Source organism: Streptomyces albireticuli (assembly GCF_002192455.1).
Classification (GTDB): domain Bacteria; phylum Actinomycetota; class Actinomycetes; order Streptomycetales; family Streptomycetaceae; genus Streptomyces; species Streptomyces albireticuli_B.
Genome location: NZ_CP021744.1, coordinates 5,169,359 through 5,183,960 on the forward strand (window position 1 = coordinate 5,169,359; position 14,602 = coordinate 5,183,960).

Annotated in this window: 13 protein-coding genes and 2 tRNA genes; 7 read left to right on the forward strand and 8 right to left on the reverse strand. The window is 69.9% G+C overall.

Annotated elements, in window-relative coordinates; genetic code table 11:
* Positions 1-58: 58 nt before the first annotated feature.
* Complete coding sequence (locus tag SMD11_RS22285) at positions 59-253, forward strand: hypothetical protein (RefSeq protein WP_087928121.1); 195 nt, start codon at positions 59-61, stop codon at positions 251-253.
* Positions 254-358: 105 nt separating this feature from the next.
* Here SMD11_RS22285 and SMD11_RS22290 read toward each other — a convergent pair.
* A tRNA-Gly gene (locus tag SMD11_RS22290) sits at positions 359-432 on the reverse strand.
* A 199-nt stretch (positions 433-631) separates the two neighbouring features.
* On the opposite strand from SMD11_RS22290, the gene SMD11_RS22295 reads away from it, so the two are divergent.
* The 5 genes from SMD11_RS22295 (at position 632) to clpX (ending at position 5,346) form a co-directional block, all read left to right on the forward strand.
* A tRNA-Pro gene (locus SMD11_RS22295) sits at positions 632-708 on the forward strand.
* 131 nt (positions 709-839) lie between these two features.
* Positions 840-2,231 (forward strand): trigger factor, encoded by a 1,392-nt coding sequence (gene tig / locus SMD11_RS22300; protein WP_159395343.1) that lies wholly within the window; start codon positions 840-842, stop codon positions 2,229-2,231.
* A gap of 314 nt (positions 2,232-2,545) precedes the next feature.
* A complete protein-coding gene (locus tag SMD11_RS22305; protein ID WP_199844083.1) occupies positions 2,546-3,151 on the forward strand; it encodes an ATP-dependent Clp protease proteolytic subunit in 606 nt (201 codons plus the stop codon).
* Between the two features lie 65 nt (positions 3,152-3,216).
* Entirely contained in the window at positions 3,217-3,891 is a 675-nt protein-coding gene (locus SMD11_RS22310) for an ATP-dependent Clp protease proteolytic subunit (protein WP_087930670.1), read from the forward strand.
* Between the two features lie 177 nt (positions 3,892-4,068).
* Positions 4,069-5,346 (forward strand): ATP-dependent Clp protease ATP-binding subunit ClpX, encoded by a 1,278-nt coding sequence (gene clpX, locus SMD11_RS22315; RefSeq protein WP_087928123.1) that lies wholly within the window; start codon positions 4,069-4,071, stop codon positions 5,344-5,346.
* A 76-nt stretch (positions 5,347-5,422) separates the two neighbouring features.
* Here the strand turns inward: clpX and SMD11_RS22320 are convergent, their stop codons facing one another.
* The 6 genes from SMD11_RS22320 to SMD11_RS22345 all read right to left on the reverse strand — a co-directional run bounded on the left by SMD11_RS22320 (position 5,423) and on the right by SMD11_RS22345 (position 10,296).
* A complete protein-coding gene (locus tag SMD11_RS22320) occupies positions 5,423-5,959 on the reverse strand; it encodes a flavoprotein (RefSeq protein ID WP_087928124.1) in 537 nt (178 codons plus the stop codon).
* A gap of 67 nt (positions 5,960-6,026) precedes the next feature.
* Positions 6,027-6,596 (reverse strand): hypothetical protein, encoded by a 570-nt coding sequence (locus SMD11_RS22325; protein WP_087928125.1) that lies wholly within the window; start codon positions 6,594-6,596, stop codon positions 6,027-6,029.
* A gap of 31 nt (positions 6,597-6,627) precedes the next feature.
* Entirely contained in the window at positions 6,628-7,491 is an 864-nt protein-coding gene (locus tag SMD11_RS22330; protein ID WP_087928126.1) for a hypothetical protein, read from the reverse strand.
* 10 nt (positions 7,492-7,501) lie between these two features.
* Positions 7,502-8,524 carry a hypothetical protein gene (locus SMD11_RS22335; protein ID WP_087928127.1) on the reverse strand — a complete coding sequence of 341 codons (1,023 nt, stop codon included), beginning with the start codon at positions 8,522-8,524 and terminating at the stop codon, positions 7,502-7,504.
* A 24-nt stretch (positions 8,525-8,548) separates the two neighbouring features.
* The gene (locus SMD11_RS22340) at positions 8,549-9,280 is read right to left on the reverse strand and encodes a hypothetical protein (protein WP_087928128.1); all 732 of its coding nucleotides are present in this window, start codon (positions 9,278-9,280) and stop codon (positions 8,549-8,551) included.
* 65 nt (positions 9,281-9,345) lie between these two features.
* Entirely contained in the window at positions 9,346-10,296 is a 951-nt protein-coding gene (locus SMD11_RS22345; protein WP_087928129.1) for a hypothetical protein, read from the reverse strand.
* A gap of 225 nt (positions 10,297-10,521) precedes the next feature.
* On the opposite strand from SMD11_RS22345, the gene SMD11_RS22350 reads away from it, so the two are divergent.
* Positions 10,522-13,155, forward strand: coding sequence for a valine--tRNA ligase (locus tag SMD11_RS22350; protein ID WP_087928130.1), 2,634 nt, complete (start codon positions 10,522-10,524; stop codon positions 13,153-13,155).
* A gap of 161 nt (positions 13,156-13,316) precedes the next feature.
* Here SMD11_RS22350 and SMD11_RS22355 read toward each other — a convergent pair whose 3' ends face one another.
* Complete coding sequence (locus SMD11_RS22355; protein WP_087928131.1) at positions 13,317-14,489, reverse strand: hypothetical protein; 1,173 nt, start codon at positions 14,487-14,489, stop codon at positions 13,317-13,319.
* Positions 14,490-14,602: the final 113 nt, after the last annotated feature.

Below are 14,602 nucleotides of genomic sequence, written 5' to 3' on the forward strand. Positions count from 1 at the left end.
GCGGGGCAGCATGTCTTCCGGGGCCGACCAGGTGTTCCGACCGAGGGTGTGATCAGTTGTGGCCATTTCGCTGTCAGTGGTGCTGCTCCTGGCGATCGTGCTGGTGGTGATGATCCGCGCCGGCAATATCAAGGGCGGGCCGGCGATCGTGGCGATCCTCTTCGGTTTCTTCCTCGCGTCGACGGGCATGGCCCCGTCGATCCAGCGCTTCCTGAACTCGCTGGCCGAGACGATAAACGGCATCAAGTTCTGACGGCTCCGACGTGCGGCGATGTCCTTCGCCGAGCTGATCGGGCGCGGTGCCGGGTGTGGTCGGGAGCACGAAAAACGCCTCCGGCCAGGGGCCGGAGGCGTCATCTGGAGCGGGCGACGGGAATCGAACCCGCGTAGCCAGTTTGGAAGACTGGGGCTCTACCATTGAGCTACGCCCGCGCACACCGCGACGGCCCGGGGGCCGTACGGCTCTGCGATGCATCGTAGCGGGTCCCGGCCGTGCGCCGCACACCCCGCTCTCCCCGTACGCGACCGGCCGGCCCGTCCGCCGCCCGCCGTCCGCCCGTCATCCGCGCGACCGCCCGGGAAAGTCGGCGTCCGGAGGCCCTGGGGGCATGTACCCTACGTCTCGCACCGACGGGGTGTGGCGCAGCTTGGTAGCGCGTCCGCTTTGGGAGCGGAAGGTCGTCGGTTCGAATCCGGCCACCCCGACCATCAAGATCACATTGTGGGGCCCATCCTGCTTGCGGTTACTATGCAAGCTGCGTGCCCGTGTGTCTGTGTGCCGGGCGCGACTCGCTGAACCTCAGCGGAATCCCAGAAGTCAGCCCCAAGGAGACCGAACCGTGAAGAGCGCCGTGGAGACCCTGAACCCGACTCGGGTTCGGCTCACTGTCGAGGTGCCCTTCGAGGAGCTCAAGGCCAGCCTCGACGCGGCGTACAAGAAGATCAACCAGCAGGTCACGGTGAAGGGCTTCCGTCAGGGCAAGATCCCGGCCCGCGTCATCGACCAGCGGTTCGGCCGCGGTGCGGTCCTCGAAGAGGCCGTCAACGACGCGCTCCCGAAGTTCTACACCGAGGCGGTCAACGAGGCCGACCTCAACCCGCTGGGCCAGCCCGAGGTCGACATCACGGAGCTGAAGGACGGCGAGCTGCTCTCCTTCACCGCCGAGGTCGACATCCGCCCGACCCTGGAGATCCCGGACTACTCCGGCATCGAGGTCACCGTCGACGCCGCCGAGGTGACCGACGAGGACATCGAGAAGTCGCTGGAGCAGCTCCGCGACCGCTTCGCCACCACCTCCCCGGTCGAGCGCGCCGCCGCCGAGGGTGACATCGTCACCGTCGACCTGGAGGCCAAGGTCGACGGCGAGGTCCTGGAGGACGGCGTCGCCAAGGGCATCGACTACACCATCGGCTCGGGCCAGCTGCTCGAGGGCATCGACGAGGCCGTGACCGGTCTCGAGGCCGGCGCCACCGCCACCTTCACCTCCGAGCTCAAGGGCGGTTCCGCCGAGGGCAAGGAGGCCGAGGTCAAGGTCGACGTCACCGCCGTCAAGGCCCGCGAACTGCCCGCCCTGGACGACGAGTTCGCCCAGCTGGCGAGCGAGTTCGACACCCTGGAGGAGCTGCGCGCGGACAGCGCCAAGCGCCTCGCCCGCATGAAGAAGTACGACCAGGCCACCCAGGCCCAGGAGAAGGTCCTCGACGAGCTGATCAAGCTGGTCGAGGTCCCGATGCCCGAGAAGCTGCTCGAGGACGAGGTCAACACCCGCAAGCACAACCTCGAGCACCACCAGCTGGGCCAGATGGGCCTGGACCTGGCGAAGTACCTGGAGATCCAGGGCAAGTCCGCCGAGGAGTTCGACGCCGAGCTCAAGGAGCAGGCCGAGAAGGGCATCAAGACCCAGTTCATCCTTGACGAGATCGTCAACAAGGAGAAGCTGTCGGTCGGCCAGGAGGAGCTCACCGAGCACCTCATGCGCCGTGCCCAGTCCTCCGGCATGAGCCCCGACCAGTTCGCCCAGGCCGTCGTCGAGGGTGGCCAGGTGCCGATGCTCGTCGGCGAGGTCGCCCGCGGCAAGGCCCTGGCGTCCGTCGTCGAGGTCGCCAAGGTCCTGGACACCAACGGTGAGGTCGTCGACCTGGACGACGAGGACGAGACCGCCGAGACGGTCGAGGCCGCCACCGAGGTCGTCGAGGCCGCCGAGGGCACCGAGGACAAGACCGAGGCCTGAGCCTCGCCCACCTCGTGACCGGTCCGCGCGACCGGTGACGGAAACGGGCCCGGCCGCGACACCCCACCGGGGTGTCGCGGCCGGGCCCGCCGTGGTCTCCGGGCCGCCGGGGAACCTGCGCTCAGAGCGAACAGTTCCTGATGCGGGATGGCGCCCGCCTACCAGCGCGTTAGGGTCCGTAGATACGGGGGCAGGGGAGTCCCGTGGCGCGACGCGGATGCCCGGACGACGCGCCCGCACCCCGCCCCGTGAAGAAGACGCTGAGACGGCTCGCGGCCGTCGAACAACGAGCAGGTGGATACGTGACGAATCTGATGCCTTCCGCCGCCGCCGGCGAGCCGAGCTTCGGTGGCCTCGGCGACCAGGTCTACAACCGACTGCTCGGGGAACGGATCATCTTCCTCGGCCAGCCGGTCGACGACGACATCGCCAACAAGATCACGGCGCAGCTGCTCCTCCTTGCCGCGGACCCGGACAAGGACATCTACCTCTACATCAACAGCCCGGGCGGCTCGATCACGGCCGGCATGGCGATCTACGACACCATGCAGTACATCAAGAACGACGTGGTGACCATCGCCATGGGCCTCGCCGCCTCGATGGGGCAGTTCCTGCTGAGCGCCGGTACGCCCGGCAAGCGCTTCGCCCTGCCGAACGCCGAGATCCTGATCCACCAGCCCTCCGCGGGCCTGGCGGGCTCCGCCTCGGACATCAAGATCCACGCCGAGCGGCTGCTGTACACCAAGAAGCGGATGGCGGAGCTGACCGCCCTCCACACCGGTCAGACCGTCGAGCAGGTCACGCACGACTCCGACCGCGACCGCTGGTTCTCCGCCGAGGAGGCCAAGGACTACGGTCTCATCGACGAGGTCATGAAGACCGCCGCAGGCGTTCCGGGCGGGGGCGGCACCGGGGCCTGAGCCCCGGCACGCCCACGCAGCGAAACCCCGCCCCACCGAACGCCATCAGGATGGTGAAGAAGCAGATGAACAACTACGCCGGCAGCGGCCTCTACACCGGCCCCCAGTCGCAGTCGACCGGCCCGCGCGCCGAGTCCCGCTACATCGTCCCGCGCTTCGTCGAGCGCACCTCGCAGGGTGTGCGCGAGTACGACCCGTACGCCAAGCTCTTCGAGGAGCGGGTGATCTTCCTGGGCGTGCAGATCGACGACGCCTCGGCCAACGACGTCATGGCGCAGCTGCTGTGCCTGGAGTCGATGGACCCGGACCGCGACATCTCGATCTACATCAACAGCCCGGGCGGCTCCTTCACCGCGCTCACGGCGATCTACGACACGATGCAGTTCGTCAAGCCCGACATCCAGACGGTCTGCATGGGCCAGGCGGCCTCCGCCGCGGCCGTGCTGCTCGCCGCCGGTACCCCCGGCAAGCGGATGGCGCTGCCGAACGCCCGCGTCCTGATCCACCAGCCGTACAGCGAGACGGGCCGGGGTCAGGTCTCCGACCTGGAGATCGCGGCCAACGAGATCCTGCGGATGCGCGCCCAGCTCGAGGACATGCTGGCCAAGCACTCGACCACGCCGATCGAGAAGATCCGCGAGGACATCGAGCGCGACAAGATCCTCACCGCTGACGAGCTGCTCGCGTACGGTCTGGTCGACCAGATCGTCTCGACGCGCAAGACGTCCGTTACGGCCTGACCGTTTCCGGTGGGACTTCCGTCCGGAAGTCCGTCCGGACCACCGTGCCGCCGGCCGCCCCCTTGGACCGAGTAGGTCCAAGGGGGGCCCGCTCGGGGGGCCCGGCAAGGTACCGTCGATAGGCAAGCACCCGGGTTCGCAGAGCAAGGCGGATCCCAGGCGAAGGGGAAGCACCTCGTGGCACGCATCGGTGACGGCGGCGACCTGCTCAAGTGCTCGTTCTGCGGCAAGAGCCAGAAGCAGGTGAAGAAGCTCATCGCGGGTCCTGGTGTGTACATCTGCGACGAGTGCATCGACCTCTGCAACGAGATCATCGAGGAAGAGCTCGCGGAGACCTCGGAGGTGCGCTGGGAGGAGCTTCCCAAGCCCCGCGAGATCTACGAGTTCCTCGAGGGCTACGTCGTCGGCCAGGAAGCGGCCAAGAAGGCCCTCTCCGTGGCCGTCTACAACCACTACAAGCGCGTCCAGGCCGGTGAGAACGGCGGCCACCGCGACGACGGCATCGAGCTGGCGAAGTCCAACATCCTGCTGCTGGGCCCCACGGGCTCCGGCAAGACGCTGCTGGCCCAGACCCTGGCCCGGATGCTGAACGTGCCCTTCGCCATCGCCGACGCCACGGCCCTCACGGAGGCCGGCTATGTCGGCGAGGACGTCGAGAACATCCTGCTGAAGCTGATCCAGGCCGCTGACTACGACGTCAAGAAGGCCGAGACCGGCATCATCTACATCGACGAGATCGACAAGGTCGCCCGTAAGAGCGAAAATCCGTCGATCACACGAGACGTCTCCGGCGAGGGTGTCCAGCAGGCCCTCCTCAAGATCCTCGAAGGCACCACCGCCTCGGTCCCGCCCCAGGGCGGCCGCAAGCACCCGCACCAGGAATTCATCCAGATCGACACGACGAACGTCCTGTTCATCGTGGGCGGCGCCTTCTCCGGCCTGGAGAAGATCATCGAGTCCCGCGCGGGCGCCAAGGGCATCGGCTTCGGCGCCACGATCCGCTCCAAGCGCGAGATCGAGGCGAGCGACCAGTTCCAGGAGGTCATGCCCGAGGACCTGGTGAAGTTCGGCATGATCCCCGAGTTCATCGGCCGCCTCCCGGTCATCACCTCCGTCCACAACCTGGACCGCGAGGCCCTCCTCCAGATCCTGGTCGAGCCGCGCAACGCCCTGGTGAAGCAGTACCAAAGGCTTTTCGAACTCGACGGTGTCGAGCTGGAGTTCGACCGCCCGGCGCTGGAGGCCATCGCCGACCAGGCGATCCTGCGCGGCACGGGCGCGCGCGGTCTGCGCGCCATCATGGAAGAGGTCCTGATGTCGGTGATGTACGAGGTCCCGTCCCGCAAGGACGTGGCCCGCGTGGTCATCACCGCGGACGTCGTGCACTCCAACGTCAACCCGACGCTGGTGCCGCGCATCGTCCCGAAGGACGAGCGGCACGAGAAGAGCGCGTAGCGCACGCCACACACCTCTGAGGGGCGCCCGGCCGGGGAATCGGCCGGGCGCCCCTCTTCGTGGCCCGGAGCGGGCGCTAGAAGGCCGTGGGGAGGGCCGCCAGGGCCGCGTCCCAGGGGAAGGCGGCCGGGTCGGCCCCGGGCGCGGTGAGGCCGCCCCCGTCCTCCCCGAGCAGCACCTTCACGCCGTACTCCCGCAGGAGCGCCACGCTGCGGCCGAAGGCCGGGTGGGCCGCCTGGGCGGGGCTCAGGTGCGGCAGCGCGACGAGCGGCAGCCGCAGGCCGACGGCCTCGTTGACGAGACTGAGCGCGAGGGCGTCGCTGATGCCCGCCGCCCACTTGTTGACCGTGTTGAACGTGGCGGGCGCGACGACCATGGCGTCAGCCGGCGGCAGCACGTCCGGCTCGCCCGGCAGCTTGTGGGCGCTGCGCACCACATGCCCGGTGAGCCGTTCCAGCCCGGGCACGTCCCGCTCGATCCACCGCAGCGCGGAGGGCGTCACGACCAGGCACACCTCCCACCCGGCGGCCTGGGCCTTCTCGACGCCGGTACGGACATGCTGCGTGGGCGAGGCGGCACACGCGATCAGGTACAGCACACGGGTGGCAGTCATGCGCGCAGTCCACACCGGCCCGGCCCGGAGGCGCAACCGTTCCCGGGCGGGCGCCCGGGCGGGGGGCTCAGCCCGTTTCGCGGACGTCCCGGTAGACCGCGGCCGTGACCTTCGCGAAGGCCGCCTCGTCCACTGCCGTCGCCGAGGTCTTGCGCGGGTCGAAGCCGATCAGCAGGGCGGCGTCCGACTCCTCCGCCCAGGCGCAGGCCGGGGCGTACGTACGGCCGTCCAGGCGGACGACCTCGCAGGTGAGGGCCGGGCCCCCGGGGCCGTCCGGGGTGAGGACGTGGCGGGCCGAGACCACGGCGGGGGAGCCCGGGCCCTCCTCGAAGCCCTTCAGCATGCCGTCCAGGACGGCCTGCGGGTCGCCCACGCCGCCGTACGCGCCGGACAGCGACAAGGTGGCCTTCGGGTCGTCCGCGCGCGCGTAGCGGGCCAGCACCGAGACCGTGCCCTCCGGCATGCCCGGCTGGACGCTGATGCCCTCCTTCTCCAGCGCCGCGGTGTCCGCCACCAGCCGGTACGCGCCGTCCGCGACGGTGGGTGGGGTGACGAGCCGGGTGGCCGGGCCGCCCTCGTCGCCCCCACCGCCCAGCAGGAGCAGGGCGCCGGCCACGGCCACCGCGGCCCCGGCCACCGACGTGACGAGCGCGGCCCTGTTCAGCGCGTCACTTCGCGATCTCGACGCGGGCCTCGGCCCGGAGCCGCGCCGCGAGGGACGCCGCCTCGTCCATGGGGATGTCCTTGCCGGCGAGGGCCGCCCCCTGGTCGGAGAGGACCGTGAGGCCCACCGTGCTGCGGTCGGCCCAGACGCAGACCGGCATCGTGAAACTCCCGCTCGGTAGCTCGTACCTGCCGTACTGGCATTTCATGATGGCGGCGTCGAGTCCCTCAGGGGTGACTTTCCGCGGACTGCCCTCGAACTTCGTCTTCTTGGACGACTTCTCCCTGTCCCGCGCGATCAGCGCGAAGATCCCGTCCACGACCTTCCCGGGGTCCTTCACCCTGCCCCAGGCGCCGTTGAGCCGCAGCATCCTGCGCGCGTTCCCGGTGCCGGTCTCGTAGACGGCGCCGACGTCCTGCGCGTCCGACACCCCCAGCTTCCTGAGGTCGTCCAGCTCGGCCGCGTCGAAGCCCGCCTTGTCCGACTCCCGCGCGTCCTTCTGGTAGACGCCGGCCACCGTCTGAGGCGTGGTGAGCTGATAGCGCCTGCCGTCGTCCGGGGCGCCGTCCCGGCCGTCCGCCAGCAGGACGACGCCTCCGACGATCGCCCCGACGAGCACGAGCGCGCCCACCGCGACGCCGATCGCCTTGCCTTTACCGCCGCCCCGCGGTGGCACCGGCGGCGGGCCGTACGGCTGTTGACCATAAGGCTGCTGCGCGTACGGCGGCTGACCGTAAGGCTGACCGAAGGGCTGCTGGGCGTAGGGCTGACCGTAAGGCTGCTGCGGCGCCCCTCCGTACGGGTTCGGTTGCGACGGCTGCCGCGGGGACCCCGGCGCGCCGTACGGCCCTGGCTGGTGGTGGCTCATGGCGTCCCTCTCAGCTGGCCCGGCTCCCGGCTTCCTCCGTGGTCTCCACGCGAACCTCCTGCCGCAGCTTGGCCGTCCGGTTCGCGGCCTCCTCGATCCCGAGGTCCAGGCCCTGCACGATCAGGGAGGCGTCCAGGGCGAAGACCGTGCCGACCGTGGACTTGTCGGCCCAGATGCACAGCGGCATCCGGAGCTCCTTGGAACCGGGCGAGTTCGGCTTGCTCCACTTGCTCACCTGGCACTTCAGCACCGCGTCGCCCAGCCCCGCCGGGGACATCCGCTGCGGGCTGCCTTCGAACTCGGTCTTCGAGTCCTTGTCCTTGTCCTTGGCGGCGCTGTTCGCGATGTCCTTGAACAGGCCGTCCACGACCGCCTCGGGGTCCCGGACGTCGTCGGCCCAGGCGCCCGTGAACCGCAGCAGCTTCTGGGCGCGCTTGTCCTCACCGGACTTGTAGGCGCCCGTGACGTTCTGCGGGTTGACGACGCCCAGCAGCCTGAGGGTGTTCAGGTCCTTGGAGTCGAAGCCGCCCGTGGAGTCCCCGGCGTCCTTCTTGTAGTCGCCCAGGACCACGTCGGGCGCGACGAGCTTGTACCGCTTCGCCGGAGCGGGCGACGCGGAGGAGGCGCTGGGAGCGGGGCTCGCCGAGTTCTTGCCGTCGGCCTTGTCGGCCTTGTCGTCGCTCTTGTCGCCCCCGGCCACGAGGACGACGCCCGCCACGATCGCCGCGACGAGCACGACCGCGCCGGCCGCGATGCCGATCATCTTGCCCTTGCCGCCGCCCTGCGGGGGTATCGGCGGCGGGTACTGCCCGGGCGCGCCCGGACCCCCGTACGGCTGCCCGTACGGGTTCGGGGGCTGCGGAGCCGCTCCGTACGGGCCCGGCTGCTGGGGAGCCCCGTACGCGGGCGGCGGGGGGTACCCCTGGCCGGGACCGGGCTGGGCCGGCTGCCCGTACGGGTTCGACGACGGCGGTTGCGCCGGCGGCTGCGGCGGCTGCTGGGGCAGCGGCGGTCCTGGCTGGTGCTGGCTCATGTGGGGGTCCCCCTAGGGTTCGTGCTACTTCTTCTTGCGTATCTCGGTGCGGACCTTGGCCGTGACCTCGGACAGCTCCTTGGCGGACAGCCCCTTGGTCTTGCCTTCCGCGACGCCCTGCATGTTGTCGGCCGTGACCATGCCGAGGACGCCCTTGTCACCCCACACGCAGGTGCTGGTCTCCAGCGCGCCGCCCATGGGCGCGCCCCCGTCGAAGGTGTACGTGGTCTTCGAATCGGTGCACTTCAGCACCGCGCCCTTGAAGCCGGCCGGACGGTAGTCCTTGTACGGGGTCGTCTCCGTCTTGGCCCCGGGGACCTTCTGCTCGTCCTTCTGTTCCTTCTCCATCTTGGCGAGCATCGTCTCCACGCTCTTCGCGGGATCCGGGATGTCCCCGTGCACGCCGATGACGCGGAGGCTCTGCTTCTCGGCGTTCGTGTACGAGCCGTCGGCGCCGTCCGCGTTCTCGATGCCGAACGCCTTCATCTCCTCGGTGTCCGAGTCGCTCGGCGGCTCCGGCTTGTCGTCGCCGTCCGAGGAGTCCTTCTTGAACTTGCCGTCCACGAGGGTGTCCGGCATCACGATCGTGTACGAGGCCGCGTCCTCGCTCTCGTCACCGCCGAGGAGGTAGACGCCCCCCGCGACGAGGGCGCCCACCACCACGAGCGCGCCGGCCCCGATGCCGATGGCCTTGCCCTTGCCCTTGCTCTTCGCGGCGGAGGGCGGCTGGGCCTGCCCCGGCTGGTTGTCGTTCATGTGGGGGTTCCTCGGGGCTCGGTGCGCTGTGCTGTCGCGTGTGGGGAGGGTTGCTATTTGGGGGGCTACTTGTTCTTGCGGACTTCGTTGCGGATCTTGGCGGTGGCCTCGGCGAGGTCCTTGGCGGACATCACGTTGCCGGTGGCACCCGAGGTGCCCATCGAGCTCTTCGAGACCCGGTGCTGGACCACGCCGACCGCGCTGGTGTCGCTCCAGAAGCAGATGGAGGTCTCGGAGGACGACGAGATGGTGCCGTAGGTGGCGGTGGTCTTCTCGGACTTGCACTTCAGGACCGCGCCGTCGAAGCCGCTGGGCGTGAACGCCGTGAAGGGCGTGACCGTCTCGGTCTGGCTCTTGGTCAGACCCTGCATCTTCCTCTGGTTCTCCTCCGACTTGGCGATCATCGCGTCGGCGGTCTTCTTCGGGTCCGCGATCGTGCCGTAGACGCCGCTGACCCCCAGGCTCTGCTTCTCGGCGTTGGTGTACGCCTCGGAGACGACCGTGCCGTTCTCGATGCCGTACTGCTTGGCGTCCTTGTCGTCGGCCACGCTCTTGGGGGCCTTGTCCGGGGTGGAGGCGGAAGCCTTCGTGTACTTCCCGTCCAGCAGGGTCTCCGGCATCACCATCGTGTAAGGCGCCACCTCCCCGTCACTCCCGCCCATGAAGTACACGGCACCGCCCACGAGCGCGCCCACGACCACCAGGGCGCCGATCGTGATGCCGATGGCCTTCCCCTTGCCCCCGCCCTGCGGCGGCACCGGCGGCGGGTACTGGCCCGGCATGCCCGGCTGCTGGCCGTAAGGCTGCTGGCCGTACGGGCCCGGCTGCTGGGGGGCGCCGTAAGGGGGCTGCGGCGCGCCGTAGGGGGCCTGGGGCTGGCCCGCGTACGGCGGCGGGGGCGGCGGGGCCTGCTGGGGGTAACCGTAGCCGGGCTGGCCGGGGGCGCCGCCCTGGCCGTACGGGCCGGGCTGCTGGGGCGGCTGCTGGCCGTAGGGGCCCGGCTGGTTGTAGCTCATCGCGTCGTGTCTCTCTTCGAATCCGTGGGGGGAGTGGCAGAGTCTCGTGACAGTCCGATCATCCTTCCTGATCTCTTACGCGGGCTTTACCACGAGGTGGCAACGGTTTCGGAACAGTTGCCCGGCAAGAGCCGCACCCCACGGCCCGCGCGCCCCGCCCGCACCCCGCGCACGCCGCCCCGAATGGATTCGTAACCCCCGCGCACGCCCCCGTAGACTTCTCCCGTGACCGAGAACACTCAGCGCCCCGACAGCGGGCCGAACGACAGCAACCCCGAACTGCCGACCCAGTACGCGCCGGCCGATGTAGAGGGGCCGCTGTACGAGCGCTGGGTAGAGCGGGGCTACTTCGAGGCCGACGCGAAGAGCGACAAAGAGCCGTACACCATCGTCATCCCGCCGCCGAACGTCACGGGCTCGCTCCACCTGGGCCACGCCTTCGAGCACACGCTGATCGACGCCCTCACGCGTCGCAAGCGCATGCAGGGCTTCGAGGTCCTGTGGCAGCCCGGCATGGACCACGCCGGCATCGCCACACAGAACGTGGTCGAGCGTGAGCTGGCCAAGGAGGGCAAGTCCCGGCACGACCTCGGCCGCGAGGCGTTCGTCGAGCGCGTGTGGCAGTGGAAGGCCGAGTCGGGCGGCCAGATCTCGGGGCAGATGCGCCGCCTCGGTGACGGTGTTGCCTGGTCGCGCGAGCGCTTCACCATGGACGAGGGCCTCTCCAAGGCCGTCCAGACGATCTTCAAGAAGCTCTACGACGACGAGCTGATCTACCGCGCCGAGCGCATCATCAACTGGTGCCCGCGCTGCCTGACCGCCATCTCGGACATCGAGGTGGAGTACCAGAACGACGAGGGCGAGCTCGTCTCGATCCGCTACGGCGAGGGTGACGCCTCCATCGTCGTCGCCACGACCCGCGCCGAGACGATGCTCGGCGACACCGCCGTCGCCGTCCACCCCGAGGACGAGCGCTACAAGCACCTGGTCGGCACCGAGATCGAGCTGCCGCTCACCGGCCGCCGCATCCCCGTCGTCGCCGACGAGCACGTCGACCCGGAGTTCGGCACGGGCGCCGTCAAGGTCACCCCGGCCCACGACCCGAACGACTTCGAGATCGGCCAGCGGCACGACCTGCCGTCGCTCACCGTCCTGGACGAGCGCGCGGTGATCACCGCGCACGGCCCCTTCCAGGGCCTGGACCGCATGGAGGCGCGCAGCGCCATCGTCGCGGCCCTGCGCGCCGAGGGCCGCATCGTCGCCGAGAAGCGCCCGTACGAGCACTCCGTCGGCCACTGCTCGCGCTGCAAGACGACCATCGAGCCCCGGCTGTCGATGCAGTGGTGGGTCAAGGTCGGCCCGCTGGCCGAGTCGGCCAGCAAGGCGGTCCGGGACGGCGACGTCGCCATCCACCCGAAGGAGATGGAGTCCCGCTACTTCGGCTGGGTCGACAACCTCCACGACTGGTGCATCTCGCGCCAGCTGTGGTGGGGCCACCGCATCCCGGTCTGGTACGGCCCGAACGGCGAGATGGTCTGCGTCGGACCGGACGACGAGGCGCCCACGGGCGAGGGCTGGCACCAGGAGACGGACGTCCTGGACACCTGGTTCTCCTCCGGCCTGTGGCCCTTCTCCACGCTCGGCTGGCCCGAGAAGACCGAGAGCGTCGAGAAGTTCTACCCGAACTCCGTCCTGGTCACCGGCTACGACATCCTCTTCTTCTGGGTCGTCCGGATGATGATGTTCGGCATGTACGCGATGGACGGCAAGCCGCCGTTCCACACCATCGCCCTGCACGGCATGGTCCGCGACCAGTTCGGCAAGAAGATGTCGAAGTCCTTCGGCAACGCGGTCAACCCGCTCGACTGGATGGACAAGTACGGCTCCGACGCCGTCCGCTTCACCCTCGCCCGCGGCGCCAACCCCGGCGTCGACGTGCCGATCGGCGAGGACTGGGTCCAGGGTTCGCGCAACTTCGCGAACAAGATCTGGAACGCGACCCGGTTCGCGATGATGAACGGCGCCACGGTCGAGGGCGACCTGCCGCCCGTCGAGCAGATGTCGGCCACCGACCGCTGGATCCTCTCGCGCCTCAACGCCGTCGTCGCCGAGGTGGACGCGCTCTACGACGACTACCAGTTCGCGAAGCTCTCCGACGCGCTGTTCCACTTCGCGTGGGACGAGGTCTTCGACTGGTACGTCGAGCTGTCCAAGACCACCTTCCAGAAGGGCGGTGCCGAGGCCGAGGTCTCGCGCCGCGTCCTGGGCGAGGTCCTCGACGTCACCCTCAAGCTCCTGCACCCGGTCGTGCCCTTCGTCACCGAGACGCTGTGGACCACGCTCACCGGCAAGGAGTCCGTCGTCATCGCCGACTGGCCGAAGGACAGCGGTTTCCGTGACGCGGCCGCCGAGCAGGAGATCGCGACGGTCCAGCAGGTCGTCACCGAGGTCCGCCGCTTCCGCTCCGACCAGGGCCTCCAGCCCGGCCAGAAGGTCCCGGCCCAGCTGGACCTGACCGGCACGGCGCTCGCCGCCCACGAGGACGCGATGCGTTCGCTGCTGCGCCTCCAGCCGGCCGGTGAGGGTTTCGCCGCCACCGCCTCGCTGCCCGTCGCCGGCGCCACCGTCGCCCTCGACCTGTCCGGCACGATCGACGTCGAGGCCGAGCGCAAGCGTCTGACCAAGGCGCTGGCCGCCGCCGAGAAGGACAAGGCGCAGTCCACGGCCAAGCTCGGCAACGAGGCGTTCCTCGCCAAGGCCGCCGAGGTCGCCGTGGAGAAGATCCGCAAGCGGCTGGAGACGGCCGACGCGGACATCGAGCGGATCAGCGCGCAGCTGGCGGGGCTGCCGAAGGGCTGAGTCGGCGCCGCCGGGTTCTGAAACGGCCCCCGTACCCATGGGTACGGGGGCCGTTTGCAGGTCTCGACCGGCCCTGTCCCTGCGGGCCGGTGGGGGCTTGTCGCGCAGTTCCCCGCGCCCCTGACGGGGCGCAGCACTCCGTCGCGCTTCCGGCGGAGTGTCTAACGCGCCGCCCACGGCCTCGATCGGTTCGGATCCCACATCGGCCCCCACGGGCCCTCCACGAGGGCGTCGCCCTCCTCCGGCAGCGGCCCGCGCCGACCGCGGCGGTGCTGCGGCCAGAACAGCACGTACGCCGTCGACACCGCCACGAAGCACAGCCGGATCAGGCCCTTGGCCGCCTCGTCGGGGACGGCGAAGACGCTGCCGTAGAGCACGATCAGCGCGATCCAGCTCCACCACGGCACCAGGCGCCGCTGCCCGCACACGTCCCACAGGAGGGTGCCGAGCAGCACGGAGGCGGTGTAGTAGGTGTAGACGCTGGGGTCGAGGAGGATGCGGGCGTTCGCGCCCAGCAGCACCACGCCGGCCCAGCGGCCGCGCCACACGGCGATCGCGCCGAGCGCGAGGCCGAGCGCGGCCTGTGCGGGGCGGGCCCAGTCGGGGGTGACGGGGGTGTTGCCGCCGAGCCAGCGCAGCGCGGACGCGGGGTTGTTGGGGATGGTGAACTTCGCCGCGGCGAAGGAGTCCGGGGCCGCGACGAAGAACGGCAGCCAGGCGACGGCCAGCAGGGCCCCGCACCAGAGGACCGCCCGCAGCCACCGGTCCCGGGGGAGGGCGAGGATCAGCGGGACGAACGCGAGCGCGGTCGGCTTCGAATCCATCGCCAGCGCCAGGCAGATGCCCACGGCGGCCGGGTTGCAGCGGGTCAGGAACCAGACGGCCAGCGCGGTGAAGAACAGCGCGAGCACGTCGTCGAGGTGCCCGAAGCGCACCGAGACCTCGATCCACATGGGGATGAAGGCCAGCCCGGCGATGAGGACGCGCTGCCGCAGCCGCTGGTGGTTGGTGCCGGTGCCCAGGAAGTGGATGGCGGCGCTGCGGCCCGCGAGGACCACGATGACCAGGCCCAGGGCGGACATGAACGCCGCCGCGAGGAACTGGCCCATGTGTTCCGAGAAGGGGTTGAACAGCCCCGCGACCAGGAAGCTGATGGGCCCCATCTGGAGCTCGGGGTGGTGGGCGTAGAGGTTGAGCCCGCCGGTGCCGTCGCCGTCCGCGCCCTGGTAGATCAGCTCGCCGCCGGTCCGCAGATAGTGCCAGGAGAAGCCGCCGCTGGGCTCCACGACCGCGAACCACAGCACCGTCCACGCCGTGAGCAGCAGCAGGTGCATCCGCGTGCTGATTTCCGGTACCCGCACAACACTCCCGTTCCGCCACCCGGAACCGCTCCGGGACATGAGTCACCGGGGGTCAGATGGCGTAACGGGAGTGGAGGTTGCTCCAT